Source organism: Azonexus sp. (assembly GCF_049652925.1).
Lineage (GTDB): Bacteria > Pseudomonadota > Gammaproteobacteria > Burkholderiales > Rhodocyclaceae > Azonexus.
Genome location: NZ_JBASFI010000038.1, coordinates 1 through 16,398, shown reverse-complemented (window position 1 = coordinate 16,398; position 16,398 = coordinate 1). Strand labels below are relative to the sequence as shown.

Sequence of the window (16,398 nt, the reverse complement as noted above, 5' to 3'; positions counted from 1 at the left end):
CAATCTTGCCGAAAAATGCGAAACGACTGTGCGGCAAAGGAAAGGGCTTGGTCAAGCCGGCGGCGGCTTGCCCTCTACAGGAATACAGGCCCTATCTGAAAGGCCGCGCCAGCCCCTATAAATCCGGGGCTGGCGCAAAGGATTTTAAGGGGAAGGGGAAAGAGCGATTTACGGGAAAATCAACGGGTATTTCCGGATATGCGTGGCGCATATCAGGAACAAAGGGACGTGTCCAGCGAAAAGCCGTAATCGTTGATTACACCTTTTCACTGGACACGAAATGACCCCCCCAGACACAATCCGAGCCGCTGTTCACGGGTCCGTTTTCTGTCTCACTGAAAGGCAACAGAAAACCCCCGAGACGGCCGTCACGCCTCAATCGTCGTTGTGTCATTGCGTTATTCCTAACGGGTTTTTTATACACATTATCTATAACTTACGTGATAGAATCGTATTATGGTCGGCTTACCTCCCCTCAAACCCGAACGCCAGCGCGAGCGACTTGCGGCACTGGATCGTATCGGTTGCCACCTAGACACGCTCGGAGAACCTGCGTGGCATGGTGTCATTGTGGAATGGCTGCATCATTTCGACGGACTGGAACTCTATGTCTGGCCGGAGAACGATCCCATCATGCTGGTTCTGGGTGTGTTACAGAATTATGCCGAGCACGAACGCACTTTGCTGCCTGAAGACTTTGCCCGCGATCTTGCGGCGCTATCGTTTGTCGGGCTGGCGGCACGTCACGACGATGAAGGCAGTCGCTGGGATCCACTGACCGAGAGTTTCGACACGTGGACCCAAGGCAAGCTCGTCAACGTGTGGGAAGCTTTGGAACCTGGTTCGCTCCGGGACATGACTCAGACCAGGTTGCTGGTCAAGTTCACCAAGGCCCGCACACCCACCGCGTAACACGCGATGTCCCTACTTGCGGCCAGTCTGGCCGCGGGGTCATTTGCCGCCGCCGGCTGGATTGGCTGGCGATATTTGCGTCAGCGCCCTGAGACCACCAACAATCAGCCCGCAGTTGAACCAGAGGCCGCGCTACGCCTGTCCGGAAGTGCCGACAACTGGTGCAAAGTTCTACCCGGCGAAGTGTTGCTGCAGCATTGCCATGCACAACTGACCCTTGATGAGATTTTGCGCCAAACGCGCCTGGCGCCGGACGTGTTTGCCCGCGATCTGCGCAGCGCACTGGTCGCCTATGCCGAGTTCGTGCAACTCGCACCGGCTTCCGAGTCCCATCACCACGCCCACCCGGGCGGGCTGCTTGGCCACACGCTGGAAGTTGTTCTAGCCGCGACGACATTGCGCAACGGCTACCTGTTGCCACTCGGTGCGCCGACGGAACTGATCGACCAACAGAGGGATCATTGGACCTATACGGTTTTCCTGTCGGCGCTGCTGCACGATATCGGCAAGATTATGACCGACCTGCGCCTAATTGCCCGCGACACGCCCGAGTCGCCCGTGCGGCGCTGGCTGCCGCTGTCTGGGGCACTGACCCAATCGTATGCAAAGGAGTACCAGATCGGTTTTGCGCCAACCTCCGAGCGCGATTACCTAGCCCACAAAAAGCTCTCATTGATTTTGCTGCAAGCCATCGCACCCTCCAATACGCTGGCGTTCCTCGGCCGTGAAAACACGGTCCTGGAATCCCTAAGCGCCTTTCTGGGCGGCGACAGCAAGCCCGGGACGGCGGCATTCGAGGGTGCCAAGACCCTTGCTGCAATCATCAAGAAAGCCGACCAGATGTCGGTTGCCCATAATTTGCAACACGGGCCGCGCGAAAGGTTCGCCACTGCAACATCAGTGCCGCTCATCGAGCGGCTAATGAGCACAATCCGCAGCATGCTGGCACAAGGGACAGCATTGCCTCTGAATCGGGATGGCGCAGCGGGTTGGGTTTTTGATGGCGCAATCTACTTTGTGGCCAAGCGCTTGGCTGATGCCGTGCGCGAGCAGATACAGAAAGAAGAACCTGAGGACGCGGCCGGCGTGCCGGGGCCGAACAAGAATGATCGATTGTTCGATACCTGGCAGGACTATGGCGCAATCGACCTTAATCCGGTAACTGGCCAGGCAATCTGGCACGTTACGGTGGAAGGGGAGGGTTACAGTCATGGCTTGTCGGTGCTGCGGTTCCCGCTGCATCGGCTGTATGACGACCCAGCCCGCTACCCAGCGACGATGACGGGGCGCATCGTCCTGGTCGACAAAGGGGGGAAGGGCAGCAAAAAGGGCAGCCAGGCGATAGGGGCTGATCTGCAACAAGCAGCGGAACTGGATGCGCCAACGGCGGCTGATGCACAGTTGTCACTGGTTTTGCCAACAGAAACGGCGGCGCCGGCATCCCGCTCTCCAAAAGACTATGCCCGCGATCTAGATCCCGACGATGATCTGTTCGAGCCGGTAGATTCTGGCCCAGCTCTGCCGAGCGCGCCGGCGCTGGTGCCGCCACCTTCCGTAGGGCAAAGAATATCGATCGGGAGATCGGTGCCGGAAGGCCGTGCGCCAGGGAAGGAAATCCAGGCGCCGCGCCCACCTCGGCCTGCTGAGAGCAAGAAGTTGGCAAAGATCGATGTGAAGCCGCCGAAATCTGGGCCAACTCAGGTCCTTGCCAAGAAGCCTGCTACACCCGCAGGCGAGCGACCAAGCACATTGACTAAGGATGATCAGCTGCTCGATGACGAGGATGCTGTTGTCTCGCGTCGTCGCAAGCCGGCCAACGTGCCGGCCGCACCGGCACCGGTCGCTCCGTATGCTGTTGCACCGAAACTGGCATCGAATGTCGCCGAGCCTTCGGCGCTGGCCATCGCCTTCATTGAGTGGGTTCAACACGGCCTGGCTGGCGGCGGCATGACCTACAACGAACCTGGTTCGCCAATCCATTTTCTGCCCTCAGGCATGGCACTTGTTTCGCCACGGATCTTTCGGGATTACGCCGAGGCCGTCGGAGAGAGTAGCAATACCGTGCAACAACAGGTAATCGCGGCTGGCTGGAACGTAAAAGCGGCTGGCAACAGCAACATTCTGCACTTCGCGGTGGTCAAGCGCGACGGCGTTCGGGCTGGCAAGCTAAGCGCCGTGGTGATTGAACATCCAGAACGCTGGGTCAATCCGGTACCGCCTGTTAACGGCTGCATTGTGCCGTTCGAAATGTCGGTCGAGGCGTCAACATGAGCGTCCAGTCGCTGTCATGCGACAGGAGGGGCACCGATCAGAGCGACGGCGCGTTTAAGGTTGGCTACGAGTGACCGCGTATGCAATCAGGATATTTTCGTTGACACCCGCTAATTGTTTGGTGCAATCTGCGACTCGAGGACTGGACATGCTAATGGGTAATTTATTACCCATAAGGAAGACGCGCATTTTGAAATATGACCAAGTCATAAAAATGGCGCTTTTTCGGTTGGCAAAAACGGAATATCCATTCGTCCTCATCGTAATAACTTATTGAGGACGTCATGATCGGAATTACTGTAGTTTCCACAAAGGGTGGGGTCGGAAAAACCACACTCAGCGCCAATCTTGGCGCTCTATTGGCTGACCTCGGAGTTCGCGTCTTGCTCATTGACGCCGACGTTCAGCCATCTCTCACCCGATACTACAAAATTGTTAAGCGCGCCGAGTTCGGCCTGTCCGAAATCATCAAACGAGGCGCGATTACCCCGGACTGCATATCGCATATCGAGCTCCATGGCCCTGACGGCTTAGCGCTTAATCCTGATGGTTGCCTGGACATTATTGTGGCCAACGCACCAGAGGGCACTTTGCAGGACTGGCTGGCACAACGTATTGACCGTGCCATCCGGATCCGCAAAGCCGTGCGCAGCCCTTACATTGACGAAGCATACGATGTCGTCTTGATCGACACGCAGGGTGCAGTTGGCCACCTGCAGGATGCTGCCGTCTTGGCCGCCGACGTGCTGCTGTCCCCCGTCTCCCCCGATATTCTGACGGCCAGAGAATTCACCAGCGGCACGCTGGAGTTATTGAACCGCCTTGAACCCAGTGCTGACATGGGCATCACGGTTCCTCCCATGAAGGCCGTGATCTACCGAATGGAACGGACCAAGGATAGTCGCGATATTGCGAAATCCATCCGTAGCGAATACGTCAACCTGAGAGCCCGCGTCGATGTACTCGACGCAACGGTCCCCCACGCCGTTGCTTACAAGCAAGCGGCAACAGCTCAACTTCCGGTTCATTGGTCCGATCCCACACGAGCTGGCGCCACCATGCATCAGTTGGTCTGGGAGTTGATTCCATCACTGGCAGGCAGCGTCGCACCGAATTGCCACGGGCTCATTGATGTGACGCAGTTCGCAAACGAACCTGAAGATGCCGATGGACGACTGCCATGAGCACCAAAATTATTACTAAGCCGATGTACGTCCCACATTCAATTCCCATTGGTGAGGCCATTAAAAACGTGACTTCTCGAACAAAATTATCGCTACGCATCAAGGGCCAGAGCGAAGAAGAGCTTGCAGCCAATATCTCTCAACGCGGCCCGGAAAGCACCTCCAAGGATCTGCGACCAGGTGATGAGCACGACGGCAGCTTCATGGTTCTGCCGATCGACAAAATTCTGCCGTATGACAGGAATCCGCGCACCTCGACCAACCCGAAATATAACGAAATCAAGGCTTCGATTCGCGATCGGGGTGGTCTGCAGGGGAATTTGACGGTTACGAAGCGCCCCGGAACAACGGAGTACATGCTTTATATGGGTGGAAACACCCGTCTGCAGATTTTGCATGAACTGTATGCAGAGACTGGTAACAAGCGGTTCTACCAAATCAATTGCATCTACCAAGGCTGGAAGAGCGAGGCCGACATCATGGCCAGCCACCTCATCGAAAACGAAGCGCGCGGTGACACGCTCTTCATCGAGAAGGCGCGGGGCTTAATGATGCTGACCAAAGAAATTGAAACGTCCGAAGGACGTTCACTTACCTCACGAGAAATTTCCTCAATAACAGCCAAAATGGGGATGTTGGTACAACATACGATCGTTCTGCTATTCGCTTTCGCAGAGAAAAACCTTGATGTATTGGGCCCTTGGCTGACACAGGACAACGTAAATACGATCAAGCGCCGATATGCGCAATATGAAAACCTGGCCAAGACACTGAATCTTTCCGGCGAATATCAATTACGCCTCTCAAAGGCAGCGCCAGCTCTCATGGCGGCATTCGCTGAAGACCTCAAAGCACGCGCCCAGACTCTCAACGATGTTAGCAGCATTATTCCCTTGCGCGGCCCCGTCCTGGATGAACTGCTTCAAAGGCTCGATGAACTGGCTGCCGATATTCTCAAACTCAATCCTGTCGCAGCAAAGCGGATATTTACTGCATTTTCTGGCAAGGAAAGCCTGTCCGCAGATGCCTTGAATGCGTTGATCCACGGTCACAATAGCGACTCCGATGCAGTGCCGCCACAGGCGCAACAGCCAGTACCAAGCACCAATGTATTACCGCCTTCCAAAGCGCCTACACCGAAGGCGCCTGTTCAAAAATCCACTGTCGCAAAGAACGCCAGTGCCGTTTTTCCATCGCCCGTGGGCGCCGAACATAACGACGCTGGCCAGGACGTTGTAAATCCTGCTTCAACCTCGACTTCGGCTGAAGCAATAAGCGATGAGCTGATGCAAAGCGTGTCGAAAGAATTTGCAGACAAGCTTGAGCACTGGTGCAACCTGACTCACATTGGCCAATGGCTGCGCTTTTCGGAAGACAGTCAAATTCCGTATCTCTTCTGGCTTGAATTGCCTCCAGAAATTCTCACTTCGCGAGATTTTGGCCTGTGGAATCTGCCGGATCCAGAACTCGGTGTACTGACGGCGGAACAACTTGAAATTCGCGCGATCGGCTATCGGATGATCGCCTTGCTTTCAGGGCAGTTGGGTGGCGTCATCGTCACCAAAGTAGGTAAGCCGACCTCCTATCTTCCCTTCGCACTTCGACTTCCCGAAGAATCGACCTGGCGTCAAGCTGCGCTGATCCCGTTCGATTCGATGGACGTGCTCTACAACATCTGGGACGGCAATCTCGGCGGTGTCACTGCCCGCACCATGGATATGAGTCTGGCCCAGGATGATTTGCTGGTTGTACTGCGCAACCCCACGCTTGTGTCGTCCTGGATGTCGTTCTGCCAGTCCTATGACAAGTGGGGTAAATGCCTCCATCAATATCGAGTCGAGAAAGGCATTACCGAAGAATTGATCGATCTCCAAGGACTCGAATAATCACAGCGGTCGCCTGGCGCGCCCAGATCAGCAAAATCGTTTGAAAAGTGTTGAGCAAAGTCATGAATACGATACCCGTAGATGATGCAGAGGTTCGCTGGACGGTCTTAAGATACTTCGTCGGGTTGATTGACCTCGGCGAGTTTCAGCCACTGCTGCAGAGTGGAATGACCAATGAATTGCTCGAGGCATTACGCACCCGTAGCATGAGTGAAATCGCGCGGATCGCGAAAGACTCGTCGATCACGATAGAGATCAAAATCAATCCACGCCAACTCACCACCGCATTTCTTCGCCTTGACGACATTGTGCGCGATCAGAAATTGCTGGAATACTACGTCACACACCAATTGCCCTCCGGCTTATTGGCTCGCATGTTCAAGCGCAACAGCAGCGAACTGCGAGAAATGCGTGCATCGCTGTGCGGCCCGGAACACGAATCAGTTGGGCGGCCATCGATGCCGGATATTGAAGTCCGCGAACGCATTCATGTTGCATGGGACAGGATTCGTAAGACCCATCCCGAACGACAGCAGTTTTTTGAACTGCACCAACTTTTTCTCGAGCACCCGCTCAATCAACTCTGGTCCGTCGTCAATGAGTTCGGCGACATGAAGCCTCCGGCCACTGGCCGGTCAGCTTCCGCACGTAACAGCAGCTAGCAATGGCGGAACTAAATAGCCCATCGTGCCGCAGGCCTCACGCGGCCTTGGATGACATTCCGAGCGTTGAAGACGATTTTTTGGCGCGGGAGCAGAGCGTCAATCCGACCTTGCTCTTGGAGCTATTCGGTCAGACGCCCATTGTCTTTAACCGGATCTACATTGATGTCACGGGCAGCGTCAGCGCTGCATTGTGGCTTGCCTATGCGATCTATCATGTCTCCGAAGAAGGTGGAGACCGCGAGGGCTGGTTTATCAAGAGCCAGGCGGAATGGCTGCTTGACACGGGTCTATCGCGACGGGAACAAGAAACAGCGCGTGCGCGGTTACGCGCACTGGGCCTGCTCGAAGAACGACGGGCACCGAATACACCTCTCGCTTATCGCATCGTCTTCCCGCAACTACGCTTTGCGATGGAAGCTCACGCACAACGCTTGCATGCCGAGCGCCAAGTGCGGCGTGCCGCCGCTGGAATCCCGCTAACACGATGAGACTCTCAGTCGACATGGTAGCCCGTCGGCAAGCCCCGCCTAGCGGGTGCCCTGGCACCATGCCCTCTGAGATTTCTAATCGGGATGCTGGCGCTGCCGGTGATGCGACCCGCACGCACATCGAGACACTGCTTGCGCCAATTTCTCAACGCTACATTCTCTATTATCCAGTGCTGCAGCAAGTCACTGGCTCGGCCAAGGCCGCGCTCATGCTGAGCCAAATGCTGTACTGGACCCGCAAATACATTGGCGAACGGCCAGAGCGTGATGGTTGGTTCTGGCATACGGGAAGGGATTGGCGCAAAAGCACGGGGCTATCCCGTTATGAACAGGATGCCGCTCGATCCTATCTGCGGCAATGCGCTTGTGTCGAAGAGCGCCTCATGGGCGCCCCGGCACGCATGCACTATCGGGTCGATCTCGACGCCTTAGGTAAGGCGATCGCGCAATATGCGCATCGTACTTTCTCAACCTGGCACTGGAGCGACCGCACGACGCTGGCATTACTCGGCCGACCTGTAGCATTTCTACGCGGTTTTGCTGATCTGACCGGTTCGGTTACTGCGGCACTCTATCTATCTGACCTTTGTCAGAAACAACGTACGGCTGAGCGTGATGCGATCAAGGGGCATTGCACCCTCAACGGTAGCCAACGCGAACTGGATGCCGGCGACGGCTGGCTCGATTTACCACTTGTCCAGAGCGCCGAGCACCTGGGCATTACCGAAAAGCGTCTGCGCACCGCCAGGAACATCATCAAGACGCTGGGTATTCTGGATGAAACAACCAGTGGCGGCGTCCAACCAAGTACCTTGTCACGCATCAACATGGCGCAACTGGCCAAAGCTCTGGCGGCAAGACAACGTCGAGTCGTACCTGGTGCCGACACAGAAGCACCTCGCGCCGCGCACACCTCGACGGAGGTAATTCGTTCGGTGCCAGGTGCAATCAATGCAGCAAGGCGCCAACAAGCCTTTGATTTTTCGGGAATGGCGGAATCGTACATTCCAGACATTCCAAAACCAGCAAACTGGAATGGCGGAAACGTACATTCCAGACCTGCCGAAACCAGCAAACTGGATATTCCGAAACCAGCAAACAAGCTTGCGGGTTTCGGCACTTCTGTTAACGAAGTTAGTACACAGATAGGTGTACACCTACAACCACCTGTCCTTAACTCAACTGGAGTAACAGCGATAGAAGCTGCAGGTAGTAGTGGTTCTTTGGTGCCCAAAGGAAACCCCGCTCTACTGGATGCCAGTGCTCTGGTGTTGCCAGACAACCTGCACCGTGACATGAAGGCTTCCGCTTATGCCATGTTGGCGACCTTGCCGGATCTGGCAGCGGCACAACATGTCGCCGACGAATGGGCTGGCCAACTGCGGCAAGGCAAGGTCAGAGTGCCGCTCAATTATCTGGCCAGCCTGGTCAATCGGGCACGGCAAGGAGAGTTTGTCCCGGCCGCTGGCATTGATGAAGCGCTTAGGCGTGCGCGACAAAAACAGAATGAAGCCGCACTTGCACAGGCGCGTAATGAGTTGCCAACTGGCATGTCGGGATCGCCAGCATCACCCAAGGCAAAGCCACGGACTGGCGTTCCAGCCTTCTTCCGTGAGCAACTGAAAACGTTTGGAATGAATGTGCTCGCGGGGGTTGAAAAATGTGCCCTGTGATCTATTGCGCCAATTCGGCGCAATGTCTATATTTGAAACATTGCGCCAATTTGGCGCGCCAACTCTAAGGAGAACGAATGTTTCCCGCTAGCGCATTCTTCAGCAACTTGATGGACCGTTTATCTGGTGATTACAGCACCGTTTCTGTGTTGACCGTTTTATTGAGCCAGCAAGCTGATCAAATTTTCATTGCGATCAGCCATAGGGATCTGGCCGCGAAATTAGGTGGCCGGGTTGCGCATCGCACAGTGCTGCGTTCCATCAAGAAGCTCGAAAGCCTCGGTTTGGTCGAACTGAAGGAACACCCGAACACAACGACGCGCTATCACATCAACGTCGATGCGCTGCGTCAATTACTGGCGCAGCCGCCAGCCCCAGCTGACGTCATTCCTGGCATTACGCCGCTTCCTGCCTTGTCGAGAATCTTCGATGAGGTTTATCCGCTGAATCAAGAAGGAGTTGTCCATGAGCACTGAAGAAACATCGGTACGCGCTCCCCGCCGCACGGCGCCGGGGACGGGCCAACGTAAGAAGAAGGTTGATCCACCGCCGATCGGCGAAGTCGATACGATCTGGGGTCGTGTTGAGTTTTTAACTGAACCAGATTCGCCCTTTGGTGATGGCTACTCGATCACCAAAGAGCAGGTACTGTTGGCGGAACTGGATGCGATGGACGAACCGGATAAGGATCCTCGGTGGCCACGCTACGCAGCCTTACAGGATCGCAAGGAGCGTCTTGAGAAATCGCGCTTGACCTATCGCCTGGAGCAAGGTGCTGAGTCGGAAGTGCAGTACATCGATGCAAACAAGGTTCGCAATCTTGGGCGCCTGGTCAATGAGGGCGAAGACCAGATGTTGCTGCACACCAAGGAAGCCTTTCGCTTGTTCATGGGGCGACGCAAGGATCCTGACGGCAAATTCCAGCCAATCATTGGCGCCAAGTTTTGTGCTGCCGCACTGCGTAGCTTCTGGGTGCAAACCGCGCATGACAATCCCTATGCCGACTGGGCACTGCTGCGGGCGACCCAGGGGATGCAGCAATATGGCCGGGAACTGCAGCAACTGACTGATACACATCTCGGTAAGCTGCGCCAAATGGAAGCCAAAGGGCTGACCTTCACGGTGTTGAAGTCGGCCGATCCAAAGAGCGTCTCGCTGCAATTCACCAGCCCGTATGGCTTCATGTTGGCTGAGCTGGTAGTGGACTATGACTACACCGTCCGTGTGATCAAGACTGCAGTGCGCAAAGGCCGTCTGACCGATGTTGAGGGGTACGACATTATCCGCAACATGACGCGACGCATTCGTGGCTGGACGGAAGAGATTGCGCGTTTCAACCGTTTCCTGTGGCGTCCGGAACTGGCCAAGTTGTGCCGGGCCGATTTCCTGCCGACAGCGGATGAAGATGGGAAGAAGCGGGCGCAGGCGGTTGCTGCAATTTTTGGTGCGGTGCCGCCGGACATCTTTGCCGGAAAGGTGCTGCCGCCGCACACACGCCGCCACACGCAATTGACTGAAGCAGAACGGGCGCTGCTGGCTCGGATTGGTCAGGAGCTGGCCATGGCCGAGACGGATGCTGCGGCAACTGATGCGGCAACCGATGCCCTGCTGTGACATGGGATGCTGAACATGGCGCAAGGAGGGGTGATGGAAAAGCGGAATCTTGAGGCAAAGGGTGGTTACGGCGCGGCACTCATGAAGCCGTGTCAACACAGTGCTGACGTAAAGGCCTTTACGGGTAAGGGACGCGCAAGGCGTGCCAATGCTCGCATCGATGTCGTAACGCTGGCCGCTGAGCTTGACCAGATCCACGCCGAGATGGCTGAGCTGACCGACGCATCGCGGAAGGTGCCGGGCTACGCGTTCTATCTTGGAACACATCGCCGCCCGGACGTGGATCAGAAATACAAGCAACACTCCATCCGGTGGCGCGAAGTTGCGACGCAACGGCATATGTCCTGGGATGAAATGCCGGCACGTTTTGCTGAGCAGTTGCCAACCTTGGAACAGTGGTATCGGCAGGCTACCGAGCATGCCATCCGTTTGAACGCGGAGGAATCAGCGACACGCGGAGCACTGCGAGCGGCTGAGCGGTATCAGGCGCAGGCCAGCCAGTTCGGTGACGATCCTGCCTGAGCAGTTTTTCTCCCGCCAGTGTGCTGCGCCAACACTGATCCGGGCTTATAAATCGGCGCTATGGAGAATCACAATGCCTAATTCGTTTGTTGGTAAAGGTAATCTGGGTACTTCCCCGACGCTTAAGACGATTCGTGTTGGCAACGAAGACCGCAAGGTTGCAGAAATGCGCGTTTTTTTCGATGAGTATCAGTACGACGAAGCATCGCAGGAGTACACCCAAAGCGGTGGTTTCTGGATGCAGGTTTCGCTCTGGGACAAACGCGGCGAAGAAGCGGCACGTCTGCTGCGTCAAGGCATGCGGATCAAGGTGGAAGGTCGCTTGCGCGAGTTCGAATACAAGGTTGATGGAACAGAGATCAAGGTTCCGGGCTTCCAGATCATTGGCGATGAAGTGACGTTGTGCCTCAACCGCCTCGAATCGATTACGGTGAAACCGAAGCGCGAAGCAACCGAAGGCGCCACCGCTTGATTCATCCTGCCACATAGAATTTCCTCAACCCCCGGGCAACGTGCTGTTCCAGTCACCCGCACGCAACTAAATCGACACCGGGAGTGAGAAGCATGAACTACATTTCGACAATGAACGATCCGAAAGACCCGCGCTATGCAGTTGATGACCAGGATAATCGCCTGCGTCAGGCATTGACGGCGGTGATTCTGGAGCATTACAACCATCTGGCCAGCTATCTGGAGCAAAATCCGGAATCGGCGTCCGTGGTCAGCATGGCCCATCAGTTGCTCGGCCATTTGCGTGAATGCCTTGATGGCCAACTGACCAGCGAAGTCAACGTATCGCGCTGGTGGACTTTGCAGCAAGGCACTTGTGACAGGCTGATCAATTACCTGAAGCTCAAGGCTGCTGCACTCGATCTCCTGAAAGACATGTTCGCGTCGCTGGATAGGCTTGGCCTGAGCGTCGAGCACGAACCCCAACGCACGTAACGCCGTGGCGTATGTTCCACAGCCCGTTGCGCCGAAGCGGCGCGAGGCGGTGTTGCGCGCGGTTTGCGACGGTCGGCGGATCGGCCTAGCGATAGCATCGCTCGACTCACCGGCGCCGGCACTCCGTGCGCTCGGTGCTCACTGGTTTGCGCCACGGCGCCAGTGGATTTTCCGGAGCCCGCTGGACGGCGGCGATTTTTCCAATAGGCTGGCCAGCGCGTTCCCGACGGCGTACCTCGATGTCGATGCGTTGCCGGCGGTGATCGATGGCGCCCAGCAGGCGCCGCAATCTGACTACTTCACCGAGCTGCTCGACCTGCAGGTGATCCCCTTGGATCGCCCCGGGCGCTTCGCCGTGTCCGGTGCTTACGACAGCTATTTCATTGATGCAATGCGGGCCTTGGGTGGGCGTTTTCACAAGTTCGCCAATGCCTGGGAAGTGCCTGGTTCAACAACGCAGATCCTGGACGTCCTGCAGCGTGTTGCCGGTGTCGATCCGGTGTATGTGTTCATTCACGAGCACGTGATGCACCTGGAGGACCTGGCATCGAAGCCCAAGGCTGAGATGCCGATCAGCGTACCTGGTGCAGCGCCCTCGTTTGGTGATGGGGCAGGGGATGGCGAAGAGGAGGGGAGTGGATTCCTGTCGAGTTGCGCACGGCCGCTGGAGCATTTGCCGGTCGATGAGGCCATGCTGGCCAAGGCAGCGATTGATTGTGGATTGATGGATCATCAGCCGGCCGGCGTTCGGCACTTTTTGGCCCGTACCGGCGCCTTGCTGGCCGACGACATGGGCCTTGGGAAAACCAGGCAGGCCGTGGTGGCTTCCCGCCTGGCCGCCGGCGAGCGGCGAATTCTGGTGACATGTCCTGCTTCGTTGCGCATCAACTGGGAGCGCGAAATTCACATGGTCTTCCCGAACGATATCGTCGGGATGGTCGGCGAAGATCGCATGAGCACCTTGCATGGTTGCCGATGGGTCATCGCCAATTTCGAGCGCCTGGGCGGCCTGGTGCGCGAGAGTCTCGATTTCGAAGTGCTGACCGTCGATGAAGCGCACAACCTGAAAGAGCACAATGCCGGGCGAACCCGAAATGCATTTATCCTGGCGGAAAGAATACCGCGTAAGTTCTTGCTGACCGGGACGCCGATCCTTAGTCGGGAAATCGAAATGCACACCTTGCTGCGGCTGACTGGTCATCCGATCGGGATGCTGGAGCTGCGTGAGTTCCGCAAGCATTACAGCGGTGGCCAGGCGCAGCGCGAAGCGCTGGCCGAGGCGGTGGCTGACTGGATGTTGCGGCGCTCGAAGAAGGTACTCAAGGGGCTGGGAGCGAAGACGCGCCAGGTGCGCTATGTGATGCCGGCCGAGGGCCTCGACGAGTATCACCGGATCCTGGCCGACATGGCGCTGACGGTCATGCCGAAAATCGTCAAGCTGCGTCAGCATCTCGAAATCATCAAAACTGATTTTCTGATCGAGACCGTGCAATCCCTGCAGCAAGAGGACAAGGTGATCATCTTCTGCGAGTACATGCCGACCGTTGACTTTATGAAGGAAGCATTTAAGAATGCCGGCATAGACTGCGTTACGCTGGTGGGCAGTGACAACGGTAGCTCACGACAGCGTGCAGTGGATGCGTTCCAACAGAATCCCGCAGTAAGGGTGTTTCTAGGAACCTCTGCAGCAGCCGTCGGCATCACGCTGACGGCCGCCAACTATGTGATATTAGCCTCGCAGCCGTGGACGCCCGCAATGCAGCGCCAGCGCGAGGACCGTGCTTACCGCAACGGACAAACGCGCGATGTTTTCGTGATCATTCCGGTTATTCCTGGAACGATCGACGAGCAGGTTTTTGCTCTGCTCAACTCGAAAACAGAGATCGAAGAGTCTGTCGTAGAAAACGCGGTGCGTGCTCACCTTGCCCGTTGCCCGCCGGTGGCCAGCCGAGCCGGGACACCTCCGTCATTGAGCACGCCAGTTTCCCGATAGTAGTTATTGGAAACCGAACTGGAGGAATCATTCATGTCAGAAAACACACACGCATTGGCTGAGGTCATCCCGATCGGCCGTCATCCGGCGCTGTTCCCGCGCCACGCTGAAGCGCGCCATTTTGAGCACGGCTGGGTCATTGTGGAGGAAGTGGATGACAACCAGCGCCTGGTGCGCTGGTATGTCTTCGAAGAAGTGCCAGAGTGCGAGTTCGATGAGCGGTTCGGCGATGAACCTATCGTAGATGCGCATGACATTTCGTCGTTCACCGAGTGGGTCGATATCAGTAGTTTGCGTCAGGTCGATGAGCGCGATCGCCCAAACGATTGGCAGAACCTGCAGCGCTTTGGCGTTCTGCGCCGGCCGCACGAGATCCGCATGGAGTTAGAGCGGCGCGCCGAAGACTTTCGCGAGGCATTCTTGTTACCGCACTGAAGGAGGCAGCGATGGATGGATATCCCCAAACCGGGACTGGTAACGACGTTGGCGACTTCCTGGTGCTGCTGTTCCTGGTCTTCTTTGGTACGGCGCTGGCCTGTGAAATCACCAATCAGTTGACCACTGAATCTCACGGCACGTAACCAAGCGCTATCATCTCGTTGTCCGGTGATTTGGCAGAGGGCTGCTGTCGGCCTATTCTGTTGAAAAACACCCCATAGGGAAGGCGGCTTGGTAAAATATTCATAACGCATAGTTACTGATGGTGCCGTGATGATGGGTCAGCAGAGCGGGAATCAAGATCGACTGTTTTATTCGTTCGACCTAGAAAGCTTCGTTCCTCCCAACCATTTATTGCGAGGGATCGACCAATGCCTCGACCTTAGCGGGCTTCGCCAGCATCTGGCCAGTCACTACAGCCATACCGGTCGTCCGTCCATTGCCCCTGAACTGATGATCAGAATGCTGATTGTCGGCTACTGCTACGGCATTCGTTCTGAACGGCGCCTGTGCGAGGAGGTTCATCTCAATTTGGCTTATCGTTGGTTCTGCCGATTGGGTCTCGAAGATTCCATTCCCAACCACTCCACATTCTCAAAAAATCGACATGGGCGATTCCGGCAGAACGGAACCTTTCGCTGGATATTTGACGAGGTGGTGCGTGGCTGTATGGCCGCCGGTCTTGTCCGAGGAGAAGGATTTGCTTCGGATGCCAGTATCGTGGTGGCCGATGCCAGTGGCCAGAAGGGCATCCCCAAGGGGAAGCCGCTACAGTGGGGGGATCCCGCCTCAAGAACCCATGCGGTACGCGAGTATCTGGAGGCACTCGATAGCGAGTTGCCCGGTACGCCAGCCCCCCGCAAGATATCGATCAGCGACCCACAGTCCCGTTGGACAGGCGCCGAAGGCGGCGTACCTTACTATGCCTACTCGACCAATTATCTGATTGATACCACGCATGGGGTCATTCTCGACGTGGAAGCGACGCAGGCCTATCGAACCGCAGAAGTCGAATCCACCAAACTCATGATCGACCGAGTCGAATCTCGGTTTAGCCTGGTTCCGGATCGCCTGATTGCCGATATGGCTTACGGTACTGCGCCCATGTTGGCCTGGATGGTCGAAGAGAAGGGCATCGAACCCCACATTCCCCTTTGAGATAAGTCAGAGCGTCATGACGGCGCCTTCTCCCGCAATGACTTCCAGTGGGATGAAGCCGCCAACGAGTACCGCTGCCCTGCAGGCAAGGCGCTACGTTGCGACTGGCGTCAATTCAAGACTCCACGCACGCGCAGTAATCCGCCGCTTACCTACCGTTCAGCCCTAAGATGTCGCGAACAGCAGATTTGATTTCTGGCGAATGCGTACTCCGTGCTGCATTGCCCGTCACACATTGGCAACAGTGGGAACGTCTGAACGTGAAAAGCGAATGGAAAACCTGCTTAAGTCACTCTCGCACATTACCGCAGCCGCGAAGTGAAGCTACCGACGTCGCCATGGAGGCCGCAGGTATCACCCTGATGCGTGGCGACCCACGTCTCGTTGCCGACTCCTTTGATGTTTCGCGTCGGACTTATAGCAAAATCAAGCAGGGCCTGTTCTGGGCATTTGCCTACAACGTACTGGGTATCCCTCTGGCAGCTCTGGGCATGCTCAATCCGGTAGTGGCAGGTGCTGCGATGCCTTTTAGTAGTGTTAGCGTGGTCACCAAAGCTTTCAATAATGTAACGCAGAGGTCAGCATCCTGTTGGTATCAGAATCCTAAGATGACATCACGGTTGGACGAAAGAGGTCCGACACGATTAAC

General features: G+C 56.3%; 15 protein-coding genes and 2 pseudogenes. All 17 read left to right on the top strand.

The window, feature by feature from the left end; genetic code table 11:
* Positions 1-456 precede the first annotated feature (456 nt).
* On the top strand, positions 457-912 hold the full coding sequence (locus WBK19_RS17555; RefSeq protein WP_511292048.1) for a hypothetical protein: 456 nt from the start codon (positions 457-459) through the stop codon (positions 910-912).
* 6 nt (positions 913-918) lie between these two features.
* On the top strand, positions 919-3,183 hold the full coding sequence (gene mobH / locus WBK19_RS17550; protein ID WP_511292046.1) for a MobH family relaxase: 2,265 nt from the start codon (positions 919-921) through the stop codon (positions 3,181-3,183).
* Positions 3,184-3,467: 284 nt separating this feature from the next.
* Complete coding sequence (locus tag WBK19_RS17545; RefSeq protein ID WP_511292044.1) at positions 3,468-4,367, top strand: ParA family protein; 900 nt, start codon at positions 3,468-3,470, stop codon at positions 4,365-4,367.
* Positions 4,364-6,253, top strand: coding sequence for a ParB family protein (locus WBK19_RS17540; RefSeq protein WP_511292042.1), 1,890 nt, complete (start codon positions 4,364-4,366; stop codon positions 6,251-6,253). The genes WBK19_RS17545 and WBK19_RS17540 overlap by 4 nt, the downstream gene beginning before the upstream one ends.
* A gap of 62 nt (positions 6,254-6,315) precedes the next feature.
* Positions 6,316-6,915, top strand: coding sequence for an STY4526/YPO1902 family pathogenicity island replication protein (locus WBK19_RS17535; RefSeq protein WP_511292040.1), 600 nt, complete (start codon positions 6,316-6,318; stop codon positions 6,913-6,915).
* A gap of 47 nt (positions 6,916-6,962) precedes the next feature.
* The gene (locus WBK19_RS17530; protein ID WP_511292038.1) at positions 6,963-7,406 is read left to right on the top strand and encodes a hypothetical protein; all 444 of its coding nucleotides are present in this window, start codon (positions 6,963-6,965) and stop codon (positions 7,404-7,406) included.
* A 59-nt stretch (positions 7,407-7,465) separates the two neighbouring features.
* Positions 7,466-9,079 carry a hypothetical protein gene (locus WBK19_RS17525; RefSeq protein WP_511292036.1) on the top strand — a complete coding sequence of 538 codons (1,614 nt, stop codon included), beginning with the start codon at positions 7,466-7,468 and terminating at the stop codon, positions 9,077-9,079.
* Between the two features lie 77 nt (positions 9,080-9,156).
* A complete protein-coding gene (locus WBK19_RS17520; protein WP_511292034.1) occupies positions 9,157-9,555 on the top strand; it encodes a hypothetical protein in 399 nt (132 codons plus the stop codon).
* A complete protein-coding gene (locus WBK19_RS17515) occupies positions 9,545-10,693 on the top strand; it encodes a PFL_4669 family integrating conjugative element protein (RefSeq protein ID WP_511292032.1) in 1,149 nt (382 codons plus the stop codon). The genes WBK19_RS17520 and WBK19_RS17515 overlap by 11 nt, the downstream gene beginning before the upstream one ends.
* A 33-nt stretch (positions 10,694-10,726) precedes the next feature.
* Complete coding sequence (locus WBK19_RS17510) at positions 10,727-11,215, top strand: hypothetical protein (protein WP_511292031.1); 489 nt, start codon at positions 10,727-10,729, stop codon at positions 11,213-11,215.
* 73 nt (positions 11,216-11,288) lie between these two features.
* Positions 11,289-11,687, top strand: coding sequence for a single-stranded DNA-binding protein (locus WBK19_RS17505; RefSeq protein ID WP_511292029.1), 399 nt, complete (start codon positions 11,289-11,291; stop codon positions 11,685-11,687).
* Positions 11,688-11,779: 92 nt separating this feature from the next.
* Entirely contained in the window at positions 11,780-12,160 is a 381-nt protein-coding gene (locus WBK19_RS17500) for a hypothetical protein (protein ID WP_511292027.1), read from the top strand.
* Positions 12,161-12,419: 259 nt separating this feature from the next.
* Positions 12,420-14,153: a DEAD/DEAH box helicase gene (locus WBK19_RS17495; protein WP_511292025.1), complete on the top strand. Its 1,734-nt coding sequence runs from the start codon at positions 12,420-12,422 to the stop codon at positions 14,151-14,153.
* Positions 14,154-14,186: 33 nt separating this feature from the next.
* Positions 14,187-14,588 (top strand): hypothetical protein, encoded by a 402-nt coding sequence (locus WBK19_RS17490; protein WP_511292023.1) that lies wholly within the window; start codon positions 14,187-14,189, stop codon positions 14,586-14,588.
* 11 nt (positions 14,589-14,599) lie between these two features.
* Complete coding sequence (locus WBK19_RS17485; RefSeq protein WP_511292021.1) at positions 14,600-14,734, top strand: hypothetical protein; 135 nt, start codon at positions 14,600-14,602, stop codon at positions 14,732-14,734.
* 130 nt (positions 14,735-14,864) lie between these two features.
* Positions 14,865-15,914 (top strand): annotated as a pseudogene (locus tag WBK19_RS17480) (transposase); the annotation flags it as partial.
* A gap of 164 nt (positions 15,915-16,078) precedes the next feature.
* Positions 16,079-16,306 (top strand): annotated as a pseudogene (locus WBK19_RS17475) (copper-transporting ATPase); the annotation flags it as partial.
* Positions 16,307-16,398: the final 92 nt, after the last annotated feature.

What these genes read in the sequence shown, in the direction of transcription:
- WBK19_RS17485 (WP_511292021.1), top strand. Translation starts at nt 14,600, where the DNA reads ATGGATGGATATCCCCAAACCGGGACTGGTAACGACGTTGGCGACTTC.
- WBK19_RS17490 (WP_511292023.1), top strand. Translation starts at nt 14,187, where the DNA reads ATGTCAGAAAACACACACGCATTGGCTGAGGTCATCCCGATCGGCCGT.
- WBK19_RS17535 (WP_511292040.1), top strand. Translation starts at nt 6,316, where the DNA reads ATGAATACGATACCCGTAGATGATGCAGAGGTTCGCTGGACGGTCTTA.
- WBK19_RS17515 (WP_511292032.1), top strand. Translation starts at nt 9,545, where the DNA reads ATGAGCACTGAAGAAACATCGGTACGCGCTCCCCGCCGCACGGCGCCG.
- WBK19_RS17540 (WP_511292042.1), top strand. Translation starts at nt 4,364, where the DNA reads ATGAGCACCAAAATTATTACTAAGCCGATGTACGTCCCACATTCAATT.
- WBK19_RS17520 (WP_511292034.1), top strand. Translation starts at nt 9,157, where the DNA reads ATGTTTCCCGCTAGCGCATTCTTCAGCAACTTGATGGACCGTTTATCT.
- WBK19_RS17525 (WP_511292036.1), top strand. Translation starts at nt 7,466, where the DNA reads ATGCCCTCTGAGATTTCTAATCGGGATGCTGGCGCTGCCGGTGATGCG.
- WBK19_RS17545 (WP_511292044.1), top strand. Translation starts at nt 3,468, where the DNA reads ATGATCGGAATTACTGTAGTTTCCACAAAGGGTGGGGTCGGAAAAACC.
- mobH (WP_511292046.1), top strand. Translation starts at nt 919, where the DNA reads ATGTCCCTACTTGCGGCCAGTCTGGCCGCGGGGTCATTTGCCGCCGCC.
- WBK19_RS17555 (WP_511292048.1), top strand. Translation starts at nt 457, where the DNA reads ATGGTCGGCTTACCTCCCCTCAAACCCGAACGCCAGCGCGAGCGACTT.
- WBK19_RS17505 (WP_511292029.1), top strand. Translation starts at nt 11,289, where the DNA reads ATGCCTAATTCGTTTGTTGGTAAAGGTAATCTGGGTACTTCCCCGACG.
- WBK19_RS17500 (WP_511292027.1), top strand. Translation starts at nt 11,780, where the DNA reads ATGAACTACATTTCGACAATGAACGATCCGAAAGACCCGCGCTATGCA.
- WBK19_RS17510 (WP_511292031.1), top strand. Translation starts at nt 10,727, where the DNA reads ATGGAAAAGCGGAATCTTGAGGCAAAGGGTGGTTACGGCGCGGCACTC.